This is a genomic window from Veillonella denticariosi JCM 15641 (assembly GCF_002959855.1).
Taxonomy (GTDB): domain Bacteria; phylum Bacillota; class Negativicutes; order Veillonellales; family Veillonellaceae; genus Veillonella; species Veillonella denticariosi.
Genome location: NZ_PPDB01000003.1, coordinates 58,627 through 79,512 on the forward strand (window position 1 = coordinate 58,627; position 20,886 = coordinate 79,512).

The window sequence follows — 20,886 nt, forward strand, 5'->3', positions numbered from 1 at the left end:
ATCGGCTTGATGGTCAAGCCGATTTTTAATTGCCTACATAAATCGTTTAAGGTATACGCCGATACGCCCCTTTCGGGATGTACCTGTAATGGCTTCCACCTTCATTCGGCCACGACCGCGCATGGAAATGACATCTCCCTCTTTTACCTCTTGAGATGCCCCCTTAGCCGGTTGCCAGTTTACCTGCAGTAATCCGGCGTTGATAGCGCTCACCAATTTGGTTCGGGATACGCTGAACCCGGAACTTGCCACCGCATCTAAACGCAAAGATGCGACAGTAGTACGTACTTCTTTAATTTTTTCTTCCTTCGGGGCAATGTCCGCAAGCTCAATCGGCTCTACAAACACGGAAACCATAGCAATCTTCGTAAAGTTCTGAATGACAAAGTCCGCTACGCTTTCATCCACCAGGATTTGAGCGCCCCCCTGCTGTACGATTACATCACCGAATTTGGAGCGATCAATACCGAGACCCATCAAAGAGCCCAGTACATCGCGATGAGTGAGCAATCGGAACCGAGGGTCCCAGTTCACCTTTAACGCGCGGATACCCATGTCCACAGTACCGTTAAAGTCGCTATCTACAAAGGCGATGCGGATACGTTCCGCCCCTTCATAACCGCCATCGGTTTTCACCGACAGCTGCGGATAATTCGCCTTTATCGCATCGGCGATAACAAGGCCCGCAGGGCTCGTAAAGTCCGCCACACGATAGGGCTTGCCCTTTACCACCTGCTCCGCAAGGTCCAGCATACGGCGCGCTTCTTCGCCGCTACCGCTGGCTTCAAAATATCGAATTAATTTACTAGTATCTGCCAAAATTATTTCCCCAATTCATTCGACCGAGCAAGGCATGCCGCAACACCGTCCTGGATGGCACTGCGCAATCCGCCCTTTTCCATAGCCCCGATACCGGCGATAGTCGTACCTCCCGGGCTCGTTACCTGATCGCGTAACACAGCCGGATGCAGCCCGCTATCAAGGGCCATCTTACCGGCACCGTACATGGTCTGTGCGGCAGCCTTAATGGCCAGTTGACGAGGCAGTCCGATACGAACGCCCGCATCGGCTAAGGCATCGAGAATGACAAACATATAGCCGGGACCGGCTCCGGATAAAGCGCCCAATCGGTCAAGATCGGCTTCGCTCACCACCGCCACTTCTCCGACGGCTTCGAACAAAGCCTGCACACCGCGGGCTACGTCCGTTTCCATATCATCCCCGGTGAGAGCGGTCATGCCTACCCCTATGGCTGCCGGTGTATTAGGCATAGCTCTGAACCATTTAGCTTGTGGAACAGCTTCTTTCAAAGTATCCAATGTAACCCCGGCGGCTACGGATATCATCGTCGTCCCGTATGCTACTTGGCTCAATTCCTCCAGCACAGCCGGTAACACCTGAGGCTTTACGGCCAGCAATATGGTATTATAGTTCCTTACATCAGGCATCGCGGTAAATCCTGCAACACCCAATTCATCGTTCAATTCCCGGCATTGTTCCTCGCGACGCACCAGAATATGCGTGTCACACGCTTGTAACACGCCATGCTGCAACGCACCGCGAAGCAGAGCTCCGCCCATCGAGCCGACACCGATACATAAGGTTTTACCTAACATATTTGTCACCGCCATTTTCAGGGAATTTATTTATTTTGCCAAGAATATTCGTTTTGCTCGGTGCTGCTTTCATTATCATTGTAATCAATAGAAATGTTAACAGGTACGCACATGAAAATGTCCTTACCTACCTTTTCCAATTTTCCATCCAAGGCAAAGGTCGCGCCGGATACGAAATCTACAATACGAGCGGCTTCATGAGGATCCGTATTTTCAAAATTGATCAATACGGGACGCATATCGCGCAATTGATGCGTAATATTTTCAGAATCCTCAAATACCTTTGGTTCAATAACAATTACTTTCATTGCCGTTGGACGTTGTGTCATTGTAGATTGGCCTCCTACCTTGCGTGGATGAAATTCAGATGCGCCGGATACAGGGGCCGCTGCTACAGGAGCGATTTCATCCTCGTATTCCTCTTCATCTTCATAATCGTAATCATCATATTCATAGTCGTCATCATTTTTCGCTAAGAATAAGTTTTTTGCTTTGTCTAAGTAATCTCCCAATGCCATGGATTTTTCCTCCTGATAAAACTAACGCGGTATAAACTGAGTAATACAAAAATTTAGTAATATACACGTTCCCCAAAGATGGCTGTGCCTACACGAACGATGTTGGCGCCCTCTTCCAAAGCCACCTCAAAGTCGTGAGTCATCCCCATAGATAAATATTGAATCTGCCCTTCTTCGAAATAGCGTTTCATATCCTCATACAAGGCATGAGCTACGCGGAAGATGGGACGTGCTTCCTCCGGATCATCAAAGAAAGGCGCGATGCACATCATTCCCCGAACCCGCACATGAGGCAACGTCTTCGCGTAATCCCGAATATCCGGAAATTCCTCGACGGACATGCCGGACTTCGACTCCTCACGGGCTATATTGACCTGCAACAATATGTCCTGCACCTTATCGTGCTTTGCAGCCACCTTCTCGATTTCATCCAATAATTTACGACTGTCTACGGAGTGAATGAGATCAAACATAGGAACCGCCTGACGCACCTTGTTGACCTGCAGATGACCGATCAAATGCCATGTCAATCGAGGTCCTTTATAGAGCATCTGCTTTTCCTTCGCCTCTTGTACTCGATTTTCCCCCACATGAGTTACACCGAGACCGGAAATCTCTTCAATAGCGGAAACAGGATGATTCTTTGTAACCGCCACCAGAATAGCCGTATCCACGCGACCGGCACGCGCCATAGCATCCGCCATGCGCTGCTGTACTGCGTGCAGGGATTCTTCAATCATGTGAAAGTCCCCCTTCAATCTCTATATAATAATAAACAAATATATCAGTATAGACTATTCTATTATATAGTATTTAGCCGCGAATGTATATCGTTTACCGCATATACCATGCGAATTTCTGACATGATACAGTATATTTCTACGCATTTTAATTATATTCGCGGTGCGGCATTATCGCGCCCGAAGCATACCGAATAATGCCATGCGACCTGTTATACCATTTTCACGGCGATAGGAATAACAATCCGCCGCTATCATGCTGTCCGTTCCGCCGATGCAGATATGTTCTTTAGGCACACCGTGAACAATGAGGCCTTCTTCGATAAAAGCCCACAAATTAACATAGCCTTTATCTCTATAAACGTCTGCAGATGTAGCGTCACGGTCATTCATATCACTGCCACTTTCCCTACAATTCATTGCGTTATCAGAACTGTCGAAGCTTTCGGAGCAATCCGACGGTATACCATCAAGCGAACTGCTGTTCCTATAACGAACCAGATCCGTTACCTCCCGATTCGTCATGACCAGCCAGGACTGTTCAAATCGCTTCGCTAACCCGCAGTCTACCTCAAAGGATTCGGGCCCGATGCTGGGACCCAAGTAAACATAACAGTCTTCGAACTTTGTTCCGTATACAGCATGCATGGTTTCGATAGTCCGAACCGGCAAATGGTCGATAGCGCCGCGCCAACCCGCATGCACTACAGCCAATGCATGGTGTGCCGCATCATAAATGCCGACCCCCACACAATCGGCGGTAAATAATAATAACGGCACATTCGGAATCTTTGTAAATATGGCATCGCAATCATCGACAGCCGTCTCGCTGTTAAAGGCACCGGCCCCGATATGCTGTTCCGTAATCTCTACAACCTTTAAGCCATGCACCTGATTTCCGCAGGTAATACGGCCTGCATCAACGCCTAAATAGTCTGTAATAACAGAACGATTTCGACGTACCGACTCCGGATCGTCCCCCACGTGAAAGGCTAAATTTAAAGAATCATACGGCTTTTCCGACACTCCACCGTGACGGTACGTGTCCCCCATGACAACCGGAAAATGGTTAGCCCACAGAGGTTGCTCATACGACCACTTCCCATAAGGGCCTTCGACATCAATGCGCTCCACGTCATTTTTCATAAGTTATAAAACGCCCTTTCTATACAGGATTATCAATATGTACTAAGCCATTTACATATACAAAGTTACATCCCTAAAGTTATTCACATACACCGCAGCGCTTACAGCCGTCCGCACACGGAGGCGTATAGGCTTCATCAAGAGACCGTTTCCATTCCATCTCCAGATATCCGTCCCGTAAGCCCATGTCGAGATGGCTCCACGGCAGGCATTCATCAAAGCTGCGTTCCCGATAATTCATATCATCCATATCGAGGCCGGCCGCTCTCATCTCCGCCTTAAAGGATTTGCTGCCCCTATCTGCCGCACAGGCGGCGATGACGGCGCCTAAGCGTCGGTCTCCGCGAGCAAGCACACCTTGAATATAGGCTTCCTTCGGCGATTCTACGAGAACCTCGATGCGGCGATTCTTCTGCAGTGATTTTTTTATGTATTGCAACTTCCGTTCCACATCTTTCTGATGAGCCATCGCCATCCATTGAAACGGTGTAAACGGCTTCGGTATAAACGGATTGATGCTCAAGGTCAACCGTCCTTTACAGCCCACTTCGGCCATATGCGCCTGGGTGCGCTCCGCAAGGCTGATGATGGCATCGATATCTTCATCCGTTTCCGTCGGCAAACCGATCATGATATACAGTCGCATATGTTGAATGCCTGATTTGGCGGACAAGGTGGCGGCATTTCGTAAATGCTCCTCGCTGATACCCTTGTTGATAACGCGACGCAAGCGTTCACTGCCCGTTTCCGGTGCGATGGTAATCGTCTTTTGACCGCTGTCCGCAAGTCCGTCCACAACGGCTTGTGTCAACGAATCGGCCCGCAAGGATGCACAGGAGTAGCGCATATCCTTTGAACGAATATAGGTCACCAAATCATCCACCTCAGGATAATCGGAGATGGCGGCCCCCATAAGGCCTACTTTCTTACCGAGCTGCTCCGCCCTGTCGACACCTTCTTTCAGAACCTCCAAGGAACGTACACGAGGCACTCTGAAACAGTAACCGGCCATACAGAACCGGCAATGACGTCCACAGCCGCGAGCCACTTCGATAATGTACATGGCACCGAACTCCGTATAATTCGTCGCCACCACCGTCTCTCCGCCGCTCGTCAACGGCCCGAAGTGACGACGTATACGCTTCGGCGCATCACCGGAAATATCATAGCCCGTAAAGCGATTTTTCTCATCATACCGCGGCGTATAGAGCACAGGCACATACACACCGTCGATATTCGCCAGAGATGCTATGACCTGTTCCCTGCTTTCACCACGATTGCGTCCCTCCCGAATACGATCCAATACGGAGGTAACAACGCCCTCCCCTTCACCGATAATACAGGCATCGATAAAGTCCGCAAAAGGTTCAGGGTTAAAGGTTGCACAAGGTCCGCCGGCGATAACAATGGGATCGAATTCAGTTCTGTCGCGACTTATCACAGGCACGCGTCCGTGGCGCAGCATCAGAGGAATATGGAAATAGTCCATCTCAAAGGTCACATCGAAGGCGACCACATCGAACTGATGCATGGCGCGCCGGGTTTCGATGCTCATAAGCGGCGTTTTGGTCTTATCATATGCATCCAATTCCTTTTTCTCAGGCAGAAAAATCCGCTCACACACGCTGTCAGGACGTAGATTTATTTCTTCATAAATAATATGAAGCCCCAAATTACTCATGCCCACATAATACGTGTTCGGGTAAACGATGACCACCTTCTGCGATGCATGAGGGTTAATCGTCACGCGACTGTCCTCATCTCTATGGAGTTGTTGTAATCGATCGATTAAATCCTTACGATTCACTACAATCCTTTCTATACGAATTCACTGCAAAAAACAATTCAATACATTATGTTTTATCACATAACCCTGTATTTAATTAATTTCAACTATTTTATATGGCTTACCTTGTCACTGACTTTATCACTGACCTTCTGCACCAATCGAGGACGATGTTTCTTTTCATACGGATAAAGAACAACCTCACCATCTATATATTCGGCAATGTAAATCTCCTTAACGGTATAACCTTTGTTCTTTACTTCCTGTTCGAGCCATTCCTTATCTTTTTCGATAAGGTCCAATGTGAAAGTATTAATCTGACCGTCATTGATGAGGTCAAATCGGATATTATCTTCTCCGTATTGAACGACGGTAAGGGCACCGTTCTGTTCAAGTACAGCCCGTTTGACATCCTTTACATATTGGCTGCCCGCCCCGCGCAATTTAAGCTTCAGTTCCGCCGCCTGAATACCGTAGCGCATGCATTCCTCTGTAAGAACGACACCCTTTTCGATAACGATTACCGGATGACCGTCCAAAACAGTTTTAAAAAATCGTAGATTCCCTTTCAGAAATTTAAGGGTCATAACCAGAATAGTCCACAAAATAAGAACGAGCATAAACTGTAAAATACCGATTTGGTCGTTATAAATAATTGCGCCTATAATACCGCCCAGAACGTAATTTTGTAACTGATCCAGTGCGGATGTAGGTGCCAGGTTACCTTTCCCCATCAAGTTAATCTGTAAGATAATCGCTAAGAGACCGATGGCGAGTTTTGCAAAAATCATGCCATAGATGATCATAGATTCTGTCATATACACTCCTCCTTAAGGTAGTACTTCATCCTTGTCATGAATCCGATCCGTCGGATTCACCGTATATACGCGCGTAATAGTATAGGTCGTATATTCAGGATTAAACTGCACCTCATAATACGCATCACTGACCTTTAAAATCATGCCGTTACGTACCTTTAAGGAATTGACCGCCAACTGATCACGCGGTACGGATCGATCATTGCTGAAAGCATTCAAAAACGTAAGCATCCGCGATGAATCCTCCGAATTGGATCTCATGCGTCCGTATTCCTGATACTCCATGCCGAGAAAAAAGACCACAATAAGAGATAAGATAACCGTCAAATCACGATAGCGACTCGTAAAACCGTTACGCATGACTTGAATACCAACAATCAGTAGGCCCAGCAAAACAACTAAGAAACTGATAAACAGCCACATATTTCCCGTTGTAATTTGGCTCTCCACATAGGAAACAGTATAAAAATCCATATAATTCGCTCCTTTCAAATATAATTTATTATACCATACAACACATTAAATTTTTCGATATAAAGATATTGATAAAGATATTGTCACAGCCATTATTTTACAAAAAAGAACAGCCCCGAAAGGCTGTTCTTTCTGTGATACACTTTATAAGTATTATTTTAACCAGCTCATCAAGTTGCGAAGTTCCGCACCAACCGGTTCGATTGGATGATTAGCAGCCGCTTCACGATGTTCTTTAAGGAATTTCTGACCGTTCTTGGAATCCGCCAAGAATTCATCGGCAAATTTACCGGATTGAATATCCGTCAGGATTTGTTCCATAGCTTTCTTAGTATCTGCAGTGATTACGCGAGGACCTGCATAGTAGTCACCGTATTCAGCAGTGTTGGAAATGGAATGGCGCATCTTTTGGAAGCCGCCTTCGTAGATAAGATCGACGATCAATTTCATTTCATGCAGGCATTCAAAGTACGCATTTACAGGTTCATATCCGGCTTCAGTCAATACTTCAAAGCCTGTTTTGATCAATTCTGTTATGCCGCCGCACAATACAGCTTGTTCACCGAAAAGGTCGGTTTCCGTTTCGGATTTAAAGTTTGTTTCCAAGATACCGGAACGACCGCCGCCGATACCGGATGCCCATGCCAAGGCAACTTCTTCAGTGTCGCCGGACGGGTCTTTTTCTACTGCGTACAAGCAAGGAACGCCGGAGCCTTCTTGGTATGTACGACGAACTAAATGGCCAGGGCCTTTAGGCGCCACCATGAATACATTTACGTCTTCACGAGGAACGATTTTACCGAAGTGAATGTTGAAACCGTGAGCAAATGCCAAGTATGCGCCTTTCTTCAAATTAGGAGCGATATCCTTAGCATAAACATCTGCCTGCAATTCGTCCGGAATCAATACCATAACGATGTCCGCACCCTTAACAGCTTCCGCCGTTTCTTTTACGGTAAGACCTGCTTCTTCAGCCGCTTTCCAGCTGGAAGATCCGCCGCGAAGTCCGATTGTCACATCCATGCCGTTTTCTTTCAAGTTCAATGCATGCGCATGACCTTGAGAACCGTAACCTAAAACTGTAATTTTTTTGCCTTCCAATTTGCTCAAATTACAATCCGCATCATAATAAACTGTAGTACCTAAAATTTTACCTGCCATGTTAGACAACCTCCAATGATATTCAAATAGAATATGTAATATATACTGTACACGAGCTTACATATATACATAAGCCGTGGAGTACATTTGTTCATTATCAAAGGACAATATGAATATCCCATGATAAAACGCAATAACTATTGCACGATAACCCACGGACGGTCCCGCTCCCACACGACCTGTACGGTCATGCCGAATACGTCTGACAAAACGGAGTCCGTCAGGACATCCTGTTTCGGGCCCGCACGAATGATTCTGCCCTCCTGCAAAATCGCCACATGCGTAATTACGGGCAATATTTCCTCAATCTGATGTGAAACGTAGACAATCGGCGTGTGCTGCTCCTCTACGAGGGACTCCACGGTTCGCAGAAATTTCTCCCGAGCCGGTAAATCAAGACCTGCACAAGGCTCATCCAAAATGAGCAAGTCCGGGTCGGCCATGATAGCCCGCGCCAATAAAACACGTCGCTGCTCACCGGCGGACAGGGTATGAAACCGATGCCCCTCCAGATAGGCGAGGCCGAATTCCTCGAGTAACCGCATACCCTTTGCACGAGTCATGTCATCCACCGTCCGGTAAATACCGATACTGCTGAAAGCACCGGAAATGATGACGTCTTCCACCTTTTGTTTGTCCAGTGTCGATTGAAACTGTCCCAATACGGAACTGACGAAGCCGAGACGCGCCTTGATTTTCGGCCACGCATATTTGCCGAATTCGTGTCCGAATACGCGAAGCGTTCCCGTCGTAGGAATCTGATACGCCGGTATCATGTTGAGCATCGTCGATTTACCGGCCCCGTTCAGTCCGAGCAGGGCCCAGTTTTCACCGGACTCCACATGCCAATTGACATCGTCTAAAATCGGCCTGCCGTCACGCCGAAAACAGACGTTTTCATAATGGAGTAATTCATCACCCACAGTATCATCTCCTAAATCTTTTCTCCACGACTCATAGCGGTAATACCGGTTTTAGCGATTTCAAGGATACCGTAGGTCTCCATGATCTGGATAAAACCGCGTAACTTTTCTTCACTGCCGATGACCTCGATAATCATGGACGTCGGAGAAATATCGAGCACATTGCCGCGATATACATCGGCAATCTGAACGATTTGAGACCGTGTGGATGCTGTCGCTTTCACCTTGATAAGCATCAGTTCGCGACAGACTACATCATGGTCCTCAAAGACCTTGACCTTAACAACATCGATGAGTTTATAAATCTGTTTCTGCACTTGATCCAGTATGCGATCATCCGCCTCGACGGTAAGCGTAATCCGCGCATATCCCGGCGTATTCGTCACACCGGATGTCATCTTCGTAACGTTAAATCCGCGACGATTAAAGAGTGCCAGAATACGCGTCCCGATGCCGGGCGTATTCTTCGCAATGACTAAGACCTGATGTTCTTTTACCATCATAGCACCCCTTTCTTGCCCATCATACCGCTCACGGTGCCGCCGGCCGGAATCATCGGCAATACATTATCCTCGCGGGACACGCGACAGTCCAGAATGATGCTGCCCGGAGATGTAATATATCGCTTAAAGTTCTTATCGAGAGCCTCTACGGTATCAAGACGGTTAGCTTTCAAACCGAAGGCATCCGCCAGTTTCAGGAAGTCCGGACTCACCTCCAGATCAACATAGGAATAACGACGGTCATTAAAGATTTCCTGCCATTGACGAACCATACCGAGATAACCGTTGTTGATGATGACGATTTTAATCGGCAGATTATATTGACGTACCATCATGAGTTCCTCGAAGGTCATTTGAAATCCGCCGTCACCTACGACGAGGATAACCTGCTTATCAGGGGCCCCCACTTGAGCACCTATGGCAGCCGGCAAGCCGTAACCCATGGTACCCGCACCACCCGATGTCACGATCGTATGAGGAGATTTATGAGTTAAGAACTGAGCCGCCCACATTTGATGCTGTCCTACATCTGTCACGATGACGGCATCATCATTGATAATTTTGTTGAGCTCCGACAACACATACTGAGGATGTAATTCATCCTTGTCAGGCTCGGGCACCACCATCGGATATTCCTCCTGCCATTCACGAATCTGCGCCAGCCACGGTTCGTGTGTCACCGGCTCCACCAATGCATTGAGGTCGGATAATACATGTTTTAAATCGCCTACAATAGGCACATCGATGGCAACGTTCTTATCAATTTCCGCAGGGTCGATATCGATGTGAATAATCTTCGCCTTTTTGCAGAAGAAATCAGGATGACCCGTAATGCGGTCATGGAATCTGATACCCGCCGCAATGACGAGGTCCGCCTCATCCGTACAATTATTGGCCGCAACGGAGCCGTGCATTCCTACCATGCCGAGCGCCAGTTCGTGATTTCCCGGGAAACCGCCTATACCTACCAGTGTGTTGGTAACGGGAATCTGTGCCGTTTCCGCCAATTCCTTCAGCTCCGCCATGGCGTTAGCTTTCAAAATACCGGCACCGGCGATGATCAAAGGCCGTTTCGCATTTTTAATAAGCGTTGCCGCCTTTTTAATCTGGCCCTGATGGCCCTTATAGGTAGGATCATATCCTTCCAGACTGATCGGAACCTCATACAATTTATTGTATTCAGCCAAGGATATCGTTTCCGTCTGAATATCCTTCGGAATATCGATTAATACAGGCCCCGGACGACCTGTACCCGCTATAAAGTACGCTTCCTTGATGATGCGGGGCAGGTCGTGAATATCCTGAACGAGGTAATTATGCTTTGTAATCGGCATCGTAATCCCCTGGATATCCGCTTCCTGAAACGAATCTTTACCGATAAACGGACGGCCGACCTGACCGGTAATGGCCACCATCGGTACGGAATCCATATAAGCGGTCATGATACCCGTCACAAGATTCGTCGCGCCCGGTCCGGATGTAGCGAGACATACACCTATTTTCCCTGATACACGCGCATAGCCGTCAGCCGCATGAGCCGCCCCCTGTTCATGACGCACAAAATAATGTTTGATTTCAGGGAAGCTATAAATTTCATCATAAATTGGAATAACGGCACCGCCCGGATACCCGAACATATCGGTTACGCCGAGGCGATGTAGTGTTTCTAGGACAATTCGTGCCCCATTGATTGTTTCTGCACTCATAGGAACCCTTTCAACCAGCTATTCGGATAGAATTTCACTGGAATTTAAACGCTTAATGGTGTAACCATTCTTTTTAAAAGTTTCAATAATACTTTGAATATGTTCTTCTCCGTTAGTTTCAACAGTCACCTGTAATTCCACCTCGTGAAAGCGGTCCAGATTCTTAAACTGATTATGATCAAGCTTGATTACGTTCGCATCTGCATCGGCAAGCATTTCAGAAACGGCCACCAGCTGCCCCGGTTTATCCGGAAGGTTTACAGAGAATGTAAAGATACGGCCCCGCAGCACAAGTCCTTTATTGATCATGGATGAAATCGTCAGCACGTCGATATTGCCGCCGCTGACGATAGCGACCACCTTTTTACCGCGGCAGTCCAATTTTTTTAGGCCCGCCAAAGGTAAAATACCGGAGTTTTCAGCCACCAATTTATGTTTTTCAACAAGCAACAAAAAGGCTTCCATCAATTCATAGTCAGAGACGGTAACGATATCATCTACATATTTCTTGATGTATTCCAATGTGGTTTCACCGATCAATCGCACCGCCGTACCGTCCGCAATCGTCGCCACTTCGTCGAGAGGCACCGGATGATCCGCTTTCAAAGCAGCCAAAGCACTGGCGGCGCCTTCCGGCTCCACGCCGATGATCTTGATCCGAGGATTTTTCAGCTTCGCCGCCGCCGCAATGCCGGACACGATGCCGCCCCCTCCGACGGGCACTAACAAAATATCCGCATCGGGCAGTTCATCCAGAACTTCGAGAGCAATGGTTCCCTGTCCTTCGATTACATCTTCATCATCAAAGGGATGAACGAATACATATCCGTGCTCCTTTTGTAGTTCCATCGCTTTCTGATACGCTTCATCATAAATTTCACCGGACAGTACAACCTCCGCACCATATTGCTTTGTCGCATTGACCTTGATAAGAGGTGTATGTTTCGGCATAACGATAGTCGCCTTGATGCCGAGGCGTTTAGCAGCCAGAGCCACCCCTTGTGCGTGATTGCCGGCGGATGCGGCAATGACACCGCGAGCCTTTTCCTCTTCCGTCAATTTAGCAATCTTATTATAGGCTCCGCGGACCTTAAAGGAGCCCGTTATCTGCAAGTTTTCCGGCTTGATATATACATCATTGCCGCACTCGTCCGAAAACACATCGCTATGGAGCAATTTTGTTTTTACGGTAATCGTGTTTAACCGTTCCCGAGCTTCCATAAAATCATATAATTTACGCATGAATACACCTTCACCCATCAGGGACATTAAATCCAACTATACTATTCTTAATCTTCAAATACCTCAATAGCACCTTGTGCGGCGGAGGATACATGAAGCGCATATTTCTTAAGATATCCGGTCACATTCGATTTGAAAGATTTCAACGCCGCTTTACGACGAGCGATTTCTTCGTCGGACACAGCAAGTTCCAATGTACCGTTCGGAATATCGATATTGATGATATCCCCGTCTTCAACGATGGCGATGGTACCGCCTGCAGCGGCTTCCGGAGATACGTGACCGATAGAAGCGCCGCGTGTAGCACCGGAGAAGCGGCCGTCAGTCAACAACGCCACATCTTTATCGAGGCCCATACCGGCGATCATCGATGTAGGCGTCAACATTTCCCGCATGCCCGGACCGCCTTTAGGCCCTTCATAGCGGATAACAACGATATCACCCTTTACGATTTTACCGCCCGTAATCGCTTCAACCGCTTCTTCTTCGCTATTGAACACCTTGGCAGGGCCGGAGTGAACGAGCATATCCGCATCGACAGCGCCTGCTTTTACAACGGAGCCGTCTACCGCAAGATTTCCTTTAAGCACCGCGATGCCGCCGGTTTCATGTACAGGATTATTCCACGGATGGATAACATCTTCATCAACGACATGAGCCGCCTTTGCGATTTCACCTTGCGTTTTTAGGGCTACGGTCTTGCAATCCTTATGAAGTCGACCGTTTTCCGCTAAGCGTTTCAGTACAGCGGATACGCCGCCGGCCGCATACAGATCCTCGATAAAGTAAACGCCGGACGGAGACAATTTAGATAATTGCGGTGTGATTTGAGCAATGCGGTCAAAGTCATCCAAGGTTAACTCTACACCCGCTTCGTGTGCGATAGCCGGCAAATGAAGCGCCGTATTGGACGAGCCGCCCAAAGCCATATCGAGGGCTACCGCATTTTCAAAGGCTTCACGAGTCATGATATCCTTCGGACGGAGGTTTTCCTTGAGAACCTTTACCGCCTGCATGCCTGCCAGTTTCGCCAAACGTAAACGTTCGGAGTATACGGCAGGAATGGTTCCGTTACCGGGAAGCCCCATGCCGAGGGCTTCCGTCAAACAGTTCATCGTGTTAGCTGTGTACATACCGGAGCAGGATCCGCACGTAGGACATGCGCTGTTTTCGATATCCTGCAGTTCCGCATCGTCCATTTCACCGGTTTGATGCTTACCGACCGCTTCAAATACATCGGATAAGCCAATTTTCTTGCCTTTATGTACGCCGGCCAACATAGCGCCGCCGGATACAAATACGGATGGAATATTGAGTCGTGCCGCAGCGATTAACATACCCGGTACGACCTTATCGCAGTTCGGAATGAATACCATCGCATCGAACGGCGTCGCCATCGCAGTGGCCTCGATAGAGTCCGCGATGATATTACGAGTCACCAAGGAGTATTTCATGCCGATATGGTTCATCGCAAGACCGTCACAAATACCGATTGTATTGAACTCAATCGGAACACCGCCTGCGTTTCGGATGCCGTCCTTTACGGCTTGCACAATATTTTTGAGTCCTACGTGACCTGGAATAATTTCGTTGAAAGAATTCGCAATACCGATAACGGGTCTGCCCATTTCCTCGTCAACAAAGCCCAATGCCTTCAATAACGATCTATGTGGTGCACGTGCCACGCCCGTTTTCAAATTGTCACTTCTACAACTCATGATGATCTCCTCGTTTCCTTTGAAAGTATCCACTTGGACGGCTTTCACAAAATAAAAAAGACGATTCCTATGAATCGCCTTAAAAGTTTACAAATGATATTTCTCTTGTTTACAGAATTCCCGGATACATAGATAAGCCTATGTATCCCTTGGAAAATATACATATAAGAAACAAACCATATAGCCAAATCTTATTGATTGTATATTAAACCATTCGCGGAACTTCTAAGACAAAAACGTGTTAAGTTGTTGTTCATAATTCGAATGTTTTTAATAATCACGACGAGCGCGATAATCAACAAGCTAATGACTAAACCTAACATGTTTCCTCCTGAAATAATCTGTAATATGAAATTATAATATCACGTTACATTGTGCTATGCAAGATAAACATTAGTCTAATACGGGAAAACATCATAAAAATTTATGAGGGTTGGGTATAGAAAAAATCTATCTCAAAATTAATCTTTTCCCCATTAAACCATGTAACGAAATAATCCCCCGCCGTAGCGAGGGATCATATACATTATAAAATACCGAAAAGCCACATGCCGAACGTGCCGCCCCAGAAGTGAATCAAAAAGCTCACAACAGATATGGCGAGGCCTACGCGCCACCACGTACCTTGCGGCACATAGCCGGAGCCGAAGAAAATCGGCGTGACACCGGAGCTATAATGGGTCAACGTACAGCCCGGACTGTTCATCAAACCGAACAGCAAGATGGTGAACGGAATCGGTGCCCCCATCGCGACCAGAATCGCCGCAAAGGCGGAGAATAGTGCCGTAATACGGGCCGTGCCGCTAGCAAAGAAGTACTGAGAATACACGAAGGTTGCGGAAATAATGAAGGATGCCCAGAACCAGTCAAAACCTGCTAAATGCTGACTGACAAAGTCGGCAAAAACGGCCACTACGCCAAGTTTACCGAGAAGTCCGGCCATGCCTACAAGGGTACCCATCCAGATGAGGATATCCCAACCGGTGCGTTCACCTAGGATATCCTCCCATGTAAGGGATCCCGTTACAACGCAAGCCAATACCCCCATCATCGCGACAACTGTCGGATGAAGCTTAGTCCAAATAGCAGTGGCCCAAAGCAAGATACAAAGCACAAAGATAATAGCCACGGAAATCTCAGCTTTCGTAACAGGCCCGAGAGCATCCAGTTCCTTTTGAGCCATCGCGGCCGCTTCAGGGGTTTCCCTGATTTCAGGCGGATAAATCTTGTATATGAACCACGGCATCAGAATCATACAGATAACGCCCGGAATTACGCCGGCCTGAAACCATTCCCACCACGAAATATCGTAGCCGAACAGCTTCGCACCTAATGATGTAATCAACAAGTTGCCGCTACAGGCGGTCAGGAATATCGTGACCGTAATGGTGTTAATCGTATGTGCCGTCGTCATCAGGTACGCACCGATACGTCGAGACGTAGGGCCATGCGGTTCGGAACCGAAGGCAAGAGAAATATTCTGTACAATCGGAAATATAATACCGCCGCCCCGTGCCGTATTGGACGGCGTCGCCGGCGAAATAATCAAATCGGTACACGCCAGAGCATAGGCCAGTTTCAAAGAGCTGGTGCCGAAGGCCCTGATCAAGGTGTACGCAATGCGCCTACCGAGTCCTGAATTAATAATGCCCCGCGAGAAGAATACGGCTGCCACGATGAGCCATACATTGGTCTCCGCATAACCGCCGAGAGCCTGTACCATGGTAATGGACTGTGTCGCCACCGCCGCTACGATACCGAACAGAGCCATAATACCCGTCGGCCAGGGCCGTAAAATAAAGCCTACAATCGTAGCCGTAAAAATAGCTAATAAATGCCAGCCTTCCGGCTTAATCGCCTCCGTATGAGGCAAGAACCAAATAATGAGCCCCACCAAAAATGTCAAGGCCGCTCGTATCCATGTATTCATAGGACCTCCCCCTAAATCTGCACACCCATTAACAGCACACGTTCAATTACAATTACAATTAATTATAAGGCGATCATCACACATAACCGCCATACCTTATCAGCAACTTTCTAAAAAAGCTTTGATTTTAGGATTCCGCTGCAGCTCATCCATCTGTTCCGGCGATAACAACTTCACCTTATCCCGATCTTTATTCACGAGGCAGAGAAATCCGACATAATCCCCCTTATTCGCGCGGAACTGATGAATCGTATTGCCCGGAATTTCGATGAAATCACCGGACTCAACATCATGAATGTCATCCCCCAGTAACAGCTGCCCCTTTCCCCTAAATATCATGACCATATGAGTATGTTCATGATACTCCAATGTGGAATAACCGCCGGGCAGACATTCAAAATAGCGGAATTGACAAGGAATATCGTAAGCACCGTCATAGAGGACCTGTCGCGTCACATCCTTAAAAGGACTGCCGTCCTGCTTGTATACCAAAGTATCTACGCCATCCCACTTGAAATTTCGCGCATCAAACTTGCGTATCATCCTATCACCTCATTACAAAAAAGGGCTGCATCGAAACAATGTTTCAATACAGCTCCATAAGTCCGATTATTTAAAAAGACGTTTCAATGTACCCATCAAACCATGACTATGCTTATGTACACCGTCCGCGACGGATGCCACTTCAAAGCCCGTCTTTTCGATGGCCGTTGTAATCGTCTCAACAGATACCTTAGCCGGATCAAAAGATACGGTCGCCGTTTTTTCCGGCAAATCCACCTCCGCACTCAATACGCCCGGTAATCCTAACGATGCACCTTCTACAGTTTCTTTACAATTACTGCACATCATGCCCGGTACGGTAAATACCTTTGTAACAACGCCATTATCTTCGCCGCAACCACAATCTTTACACATAGTGATACCTCCTAATCTTCAGTTTCCTTATGTTTATCATTGTTTTTGGCCCCTGCCGTCACATCGATGGTCGTCGCTTTTTTAACGGCTTCCTTCGTTTCGTCTACAGCTTTTTTAGGCCCCGATATGGCATCTTTAAACTCATTGATGCCTTTACCGATAGCTTTACCCACTTCAGGTAATTTTCCAGGTCCGAAGATAACTAGAGCAATCACTAATATAACTATTAATTCAGGTGTTCCTATAGACCCCATATGTATCTCCTTTGTTTCTACTTATACTACACTCTTTAGTGTACATCATCATAAGCGGCTTTGTCCACATACCAGGTCATATCTTCCTGTGAAAGTACCGCCCCCGGCAACACGCGACCGATGCGCTTGTCCCAGGCCGTATCTTCGTAGTCCTCACGCTGGTACAACACCTTTGTTAAAGCCGCCTTCTTGCTTTCACCGGTCACAGTAAACCATACCGCATCAGTTTTAGCAAGAAACGAGAATGTCATGGAAATACGTTCCCATACCTTGCCGTCCTCAACGGCCACCACATCGTGATCCGTTATACGCAATGCATGAGACCCCGCAAATAACCCGGCCGTATGACCGTCTTCACCGAGGTCGAGAATCGCCAGATCAAGACCGCCTTTCTTGCACGCCTTGAGAACCGTCTGAACCTCTTTCTCATATTCCCCGGCCGCCTCCACGACGGTCTTGGATTCCGTGTTAATCGGCAGAAAATGAGCCGCACCACGAGCTTTGCACAATAGATAAGGCTTTACGCGATTATAGTAATTATCCTCATGAGATTGCGGTAAAAAACGTTCATCCGTCCATACAAAGAATACCCGCTCCCAGTTCAAACGATCGATATACTCCGGAGAATTGAGCATTTCCAATAATCCGTTTACCACCGTTCCCCCTGTAATCCCCACGACACAAGTCTCGGTACGGGCGATTTCCTCATTGGTGAAAGCGATAAAATCCTCCACCATAGCATTCACGACATCATCAGGACTGTCATAACACTTAATTGTATCTTGAGCCATCTAATATGGACCTCCTAAAACTATTTCAATAGTTCTATTATATACACTTTTTCGGTGTAATGAAAGAAAAAACCGATGTAACTCAATAGTTGGAGCCACATCGGTTCTAATTATATTCATATCTTCTTATGAATTACAGGAAATTCCATTCCATATATTCATAAAGCCATATTAATTGTGACCAAATTTAGGACGGCGACGCTCTGTGAAAGCACGTACACCTTCTTTGAAGTCCTCTGAAAGACCTAATGCACATTGGTTTTCTACCTCAAACTTCTTGTACTCTTCCCACCCCGCTAAGAAGCTATTCCACATCATTTCCTTCATAACACGGTAAGATTGTGCAGGTCCTTTTGCCAACTTCTCAACAAGGCGTCTTGTAGCGGTCTCTAGATCCTCTAGTTCACAAACCTTATACACAAAGCCAAGTTCCTTACCTTTTTCAGCAGATACGGCTTCACCGGTCATAACGATATGCATAGCACGGTTCATACCAATAGAACGAGTTAGTAGGAATAAACCGCCCGCATCAGGAGCAAGGCCAACGTTTACAAAGGCTTGAATAAAACGTACGTTATTAGCAGCTACAACAAAGTCCGCCGCCAAAGCCATATTGAAGGCAGCACCTGCTGCAGCGCCTTGAAGGCTCATGATAACAGGTTTAGGTAATCGTTTCATAGCCATAGAAATTTGAGCTACTAGTTCAACAATTTCAAATAAAGACTCTGTATCACCATCATTTACAGCCCGTTCCATTTCTGTTAAATCGCCACCAGCAGAGAATACCTTACCTTCAGCATTGATGAGCAAAGCACGAACACTTTCATCATTATGTGCGTTATCTAAAACCTCAAGGATCTCCTTGCACATCTCGATATTAAAACCATTCGCCACTGTAGGCCGATTAAATGTCAACGTACCAATGCCGTTGTCCACTACGTATTGAATTGTATTATAAATCATATGAGTTCTCCTATATGAAAATCTATTTTCGAAAAAATTCGATTATTATATATCTATTATAGGAGAATTAAATGTCCCTGTAAATGATAGAATTATATAACCCAATAAATTCAAAACAATACGGTAATCGTATACGCCATAAACTAAAAATAAGACCTAAGCTATAAACAGTCTATAATGCAAAAACACCTGCAGACATTGTCTGCAGGTGTAATGACCTGTTGTCCAAATATTAACGTTTGGAGAATTGGCTTGCTTTGCGGGCTTTTTTAAGACCGTATTTGATAAGTATGGGTTTCAGTTTAGTTAAAAACAGCTTAGTTATCCACTCTTTTTTTCAGATAGTGTTTTTAAAGTTATGACGTAAAATGCCGCAATTAAAACACTATACATCATAATCGGAGGATAGACAATTGCGGATAGAATCAATCCCACTCCTTTAATTATTAGGTCAGGTATCAAGAACTTTCTATATTGTGCGGTAGCTTCAAGTAATTCTTTCTGATCTATATTGGGTTTATCAATTGCTTTATGTAAAAACCAGTTTCCTACCGTTGAAACAATAACGATCAGTCCATAAAAGAGCTGTGCCGTATGATTCATGAAATGACTACTAACTATTCCAGTAGCATAGGGCATAAACGAAACAAAAAATAAAAGATACAAATTCCACCAAACAACTTCTTGAGAAATTCTCTCAACCTTTTCCCATAATTTGTTTAGTGCCATCCATAACGATCCCAACCAGAAAAAGGAAAGAAAATAAGCAAAGAAATTTTGCCGTAAATCCCAAAAAGCTTGAAGACTTGGTGTCGTTGGTTTTTCTAATTCTAAGATTAGGATAGTCATTATAATTGCTAGAACCGCATCTGTCAATGCAATTAATCTATCTTTCTTCATCAGATTACATCGCCTTTCATTTTGTAGCATTCTATCTCATCGTATAATATTTATTAATCTTAAATAATAGATATTCATTTCATACTTTGAGTACAAACAAGATACACTAAAAAACATGCATCTGTCATATCTTATTTAATTTTAGAAATATTCATTCATCTAATTAATAAATATATCATATTTCACAATAAATGCCTACTATCAAAGATACATTTTCTTTCAATTTTCTCCCTTTTCACTTGATCACTTATTGTTGCTTAGATTTATCAAGAACAATCAAATTTGTATCAATTTCAAGTATCACCTAATTACAAAAATTTGGGGTGAACAGAAAAAGCATTCCGTATTTTTGATACGAAATGCTTTCAATAAATGTAAGTAAGTTTTAACGTTTACTAAATTGTGATGCTTTACGAGCTTTTTTAAGACCGTATTTTTTACGTTCTTTCATACGTGGGTCACGAGTCAAGAAGCCAGCTTTTTTCAAAGATTGACGAAGTTCGCCATCTACGTCCAATAACGCACGGGAGATACCGTGACGAATTGCACCAGCTTGACCGGAAGGACCGCCACCAGCTACAGTTGCGATAACATCGTATTGTTCAACTGTGTTAGTCAAGTTCAAAGGTTGTTTTACGATCAATTCCAAAGTTTGGCGACCGAAATATTCATTAAGTTCACGTTTGTTAACAGTGATTTTACCTGTGCCCGGTACCAGACGAACTCTAGCAACGGAAGATTTTCTACGACCAGTGCCGTAATATTGTGCTACTGCCATT

General features: G+C 46.0%; 22 protein-coding genes. All 22 read right to left on the reverse strand.

Annotated elements, in window-relative coordinates; all coding sequences use genetic code 11:
• Nucleotides 1-33: 33 nt before the first annotated feature.
• Entirely contained in the window at nucleotides 34-819 is a 786-nt protein-coding gene (locus VEHSUH05_RS02595; protein ID WP_105090658.1) for a YlmH family RNA-binding protein, read from the reverse strand.
• A 2-nt stretch (nucleotides 820-821) separates the two neighbouring features.
• Entirely contained in the window at nucleotides 822-1,616 is a 795-nt protein-coding gene (proC, locus tag VEHSUH05_RS02600) for a pyrroline-5-carboxylate reductase (RefSeq protein ID WP_105090659.1), read from the reverse strand.
• A gap of 26 nt (nucleotides 1,617-1,642) precedes the next feature.
• Nucleotides 1,643-2,134: a cell division protein SepF gene (locus VEHSUH05_RS02605; RefSeq protein ID WP_038117842.1), complete on the reverse strand. Its 492-nt coding sequence runs from the start codon at nucleotides 2,132-2,134 to the stop codon at nucleotides 1,643-1,645.
• Between the two features lie 53 nt (nucleotides 2,135-2,187).
• Complete coding sequence (locus tag VEHSUH05_RS02610) at nucleotides 2,188-2,874, reverse strand: YggS family pyridoxal phosphate-dependent enzyme (RefSeq protein ID WP_105090660.1); 687 nt, start codon at nucleotides 2,872-2,874, stop codon at nucleotides 2,188-2,190.
• 171 nt (nucleotides 2,875-3,045) lie between these two features.
• Nucleotides 3,046-4,020, reverse strand: coding sequence for a purine nucleoside phosphorylase YfiH/LACC1 family protein (locus VEHSUH05_RS02615; protein ID WP_105090661.1), 975 nt, complete (start codon nucleotides 4,018-4,020; stop codon nucleotides 3,046-3,048).
• A gap of 79 nt (nucleotides 4,021-4,099) precedes the next feature.
• Nucleotides 4,100-5,827: a radical SAM protein gene (locus VEHSUH05_RS02620; protein WP_105090662.1), complete on the reverse strand. Its 1,728-nt coding sequence runs from the start codon at nucleotides 5,825-5,827 to the stop codon at nucleotides 4,100-4,102.
• 86 nt (nucleotides 5,828-5,913) lie between these two features.
• On the reverse strand, nucleotides 5,914-6,624 hold the full coding sequence (locus VEHSUH05_RS02625; RefSeq protein ID WP_105090663.1) for a DUF421 domain-containing protein: 711 nt from the start codon (nucleotides 6,622-6,624) through the stop codon (nucleotides 5,914-5,916).
• A gap of 12 nt (nucleotides 6,625-6,636) precedes the next feature.
• On the reverse strand, nucleotides 6,637-7,098 hold the full coding sequence (locus VEHSUH05_RS02630) for a DUF3290 family protein (protein ID WP_038117851.1): 462 nt from the start codon (nucleotides 7,096-7,098) through the stop codon (nucleotides 6,637-6,639).
• Between the two features lie 153 nt (nucleotides 7,099-7,251).
• Nucleotides 7,252-8,259 carry a ketol-acid reductoisomerase gene (ilvC, locus tag VEHSUH05_RS02635; protein WP_105090664.1) on the reverse strand — a complete coding sequence of 336 codons (1,008 nt, stop codon included), beginning with the start codon at nucleotides 8,257-8,259 and terminating at the stop codon, nucleotides 7,252-7,254.
• 137 nt (nucleotides 8,260-8,396) lie between these two features.
• Nucleotides 8,397-9,182, reverse strand: coding sequence for an ABC transporter ATP-binding protein (locus tag VEHSUH05_RS02640; RefSeq protein WP_054674660.1), 786 nt, complete (start codon nucleotides 9,180-9,182; stop codon nucleotides 8,397-8,399).
• Between the two features lie 11 nt (nucleotides 9,183-9,193).
• Nucleotides 9,194-9,682 (reverse strand): acetolactate synthase small subunit, encoded by a 489-nt coding sequence (gene ilvN / locus VEHSUH05_RS02645; protein ID WP_038117884.1) that lies wholly within the window; start codon nucleotides 9,680-9,682, stop codon nucleotides 9,194-9,196.
• Nucleotides 9,682-11,391, reverse strand: coding sequence for a biosynthetic-type acetolactate synthase large subunit (ilvB, locus tag VEHSUH05_RS02650; protein ID WP_105090665.1), 1,710 nt, complete (start codon nucleotides 11,389-11,391; stop codon nucleotides 9,682-9,684). Before ilvB ends, ilvN begins: the two co-directional genes overlap by 1 nt.
• 18 nt (nucleotides 11,392-11,409) lie before the next feature.
• Nucleotides 11,410-12,633: a threonine ammonia-lyase gene (gene ilvA / locus VEHSUH05_RS02655; RefSeq protein ID WP_038117885.1), complete on the reverse strand. Its 1,224-nt coding sequence runs from the start codon at nucleotides 12,631-12,633 to the stop codon at nucleotides 11,410-11,412.
• Between the two features lie 47 nt (nucleotides 12,634-12,680).
• Complete coding sequence (gene ilvD / locus VEHSUH05_RS02660; protein WP_105090666.1) at nucleotides 12,681-14,351, reverse strand: dihydroxy-acid dehydratase; 1,671 nt, start codon at nucleotides 14,349-14,351, stop codon at nucleotides 12,681-12,683.
• A gap of 526 nt (nucleotides 14,352-14,877) precedes the next feature.
• The gene (locus VEHSUH05_RS02665) at nucleotides 14,878-16,281 is read right to left on the reverse strand and encodes a DASS family sodium-coupled anion symporter (RefSeq protein ID WP_105090667.1); all 1,404 of its coding nucleotides are present in this window, start codon (nucleotides 16,279-16,281) and stop codon (nucleotides 14,878-14,880) included.
• A 99-nt stretch (nucleotides 16,282-16,380) separates the two neighbouring features.
• Nucleotides 16,381-16,824, reverse strand: coding sequence for a cupin domain-containing protein (locus tag VEHSUH05_RS02670; protein ID WP_105090668.1), 444 nt, complete (start codon nucleotides 16,822-16,824; stop codon nucleotides 16,381-16,383).
• A 66-nt stretch (nucleotides 16,825-16,890) separates the two neighbouring features.
• Nucleotides 16,891-17,199 carry a heavy-metal-associated domain-containing protein gene (locus VEHSUH05_RS02675; protein ID WP_038117867.1) on the reverse strand — a complete coding sequence of 103 codons (309 nt, stop codon included), beginning with the start codon at nucleotides 17,197-17,199 and terminating at the stop codon, nucleotides 16,891-16,893.
• A gap of 11 nt (nucleotides 17,200-17,210) precedes the next feature.
• A complete protein-coding gene (locus tag VEHSUH05_RS02680; RefSeq protein WP_054674656.1) occupies nucleotides 17,211-17,453 on the reverse strand; it encodes a Sec-independent protein translocase subunit TatA/TatB in 243 nt (80 codons plus the stop codon).
• A 35-nt stretch (nucleotides 17,454-17,488) separates the two neighbouring features.
• Nucleotides 17,489-18,244, reverse strand: coding sequence for a 6-phosphogluconolactonase (gene pgl / locus VEHSUH05_RS02685; RefSeq protein ID WP_105090669.1), 756 nt, complete (start codon nucleotides 18,242-18,244; stop codon nucleotides 17,489-17,491).
• A 171-nt stretch (nucleotides 18,245-18,415) separates the two neighbouring features.
• Nucleotides 18,416-19,207, reverse strand: coding sequence for a trans-2-decenoyl-ACP isomerase (fabM, locus tag VEHSUH05_RS02690; protein ID WP_105090670.1), 792 nt, complete (start codon nucleotides 19,205-19,207; stop codon nucleotides 18,416-18,418).
• A 321-nt stretch (nucleotides 19,208-19,528) separates the two neighbouring features.
• On the reverse strand, nucleotides 19,529-20,107 hold the full coding sequence (locus tag VEHSUH05_RS02700; protein WP_038125724.1) for a TMEM175 family protein: 579 nt from the start codon (nucleotides 20,105-20,107) through the stop codon (nucleotides 19,529-19,531).
• A 385-nt stretch (nucleotides 20,108-20,492) separates the two neighbouring features.
• Nucleotides 20,493-20,885, reverse strand: a complete 393-nt coding sequence (rpsI, locus tag VEHSUH05_RS02705; protein WP_005377846.1) for a 30S ribosomal protein S9 — start codon at nucleotides 20,883-20,885, stop codon at nucleotides 20,493-20,495.
• Between the last annotated feature and the right edge of the window lies 1 nt (nucleotide 20,886).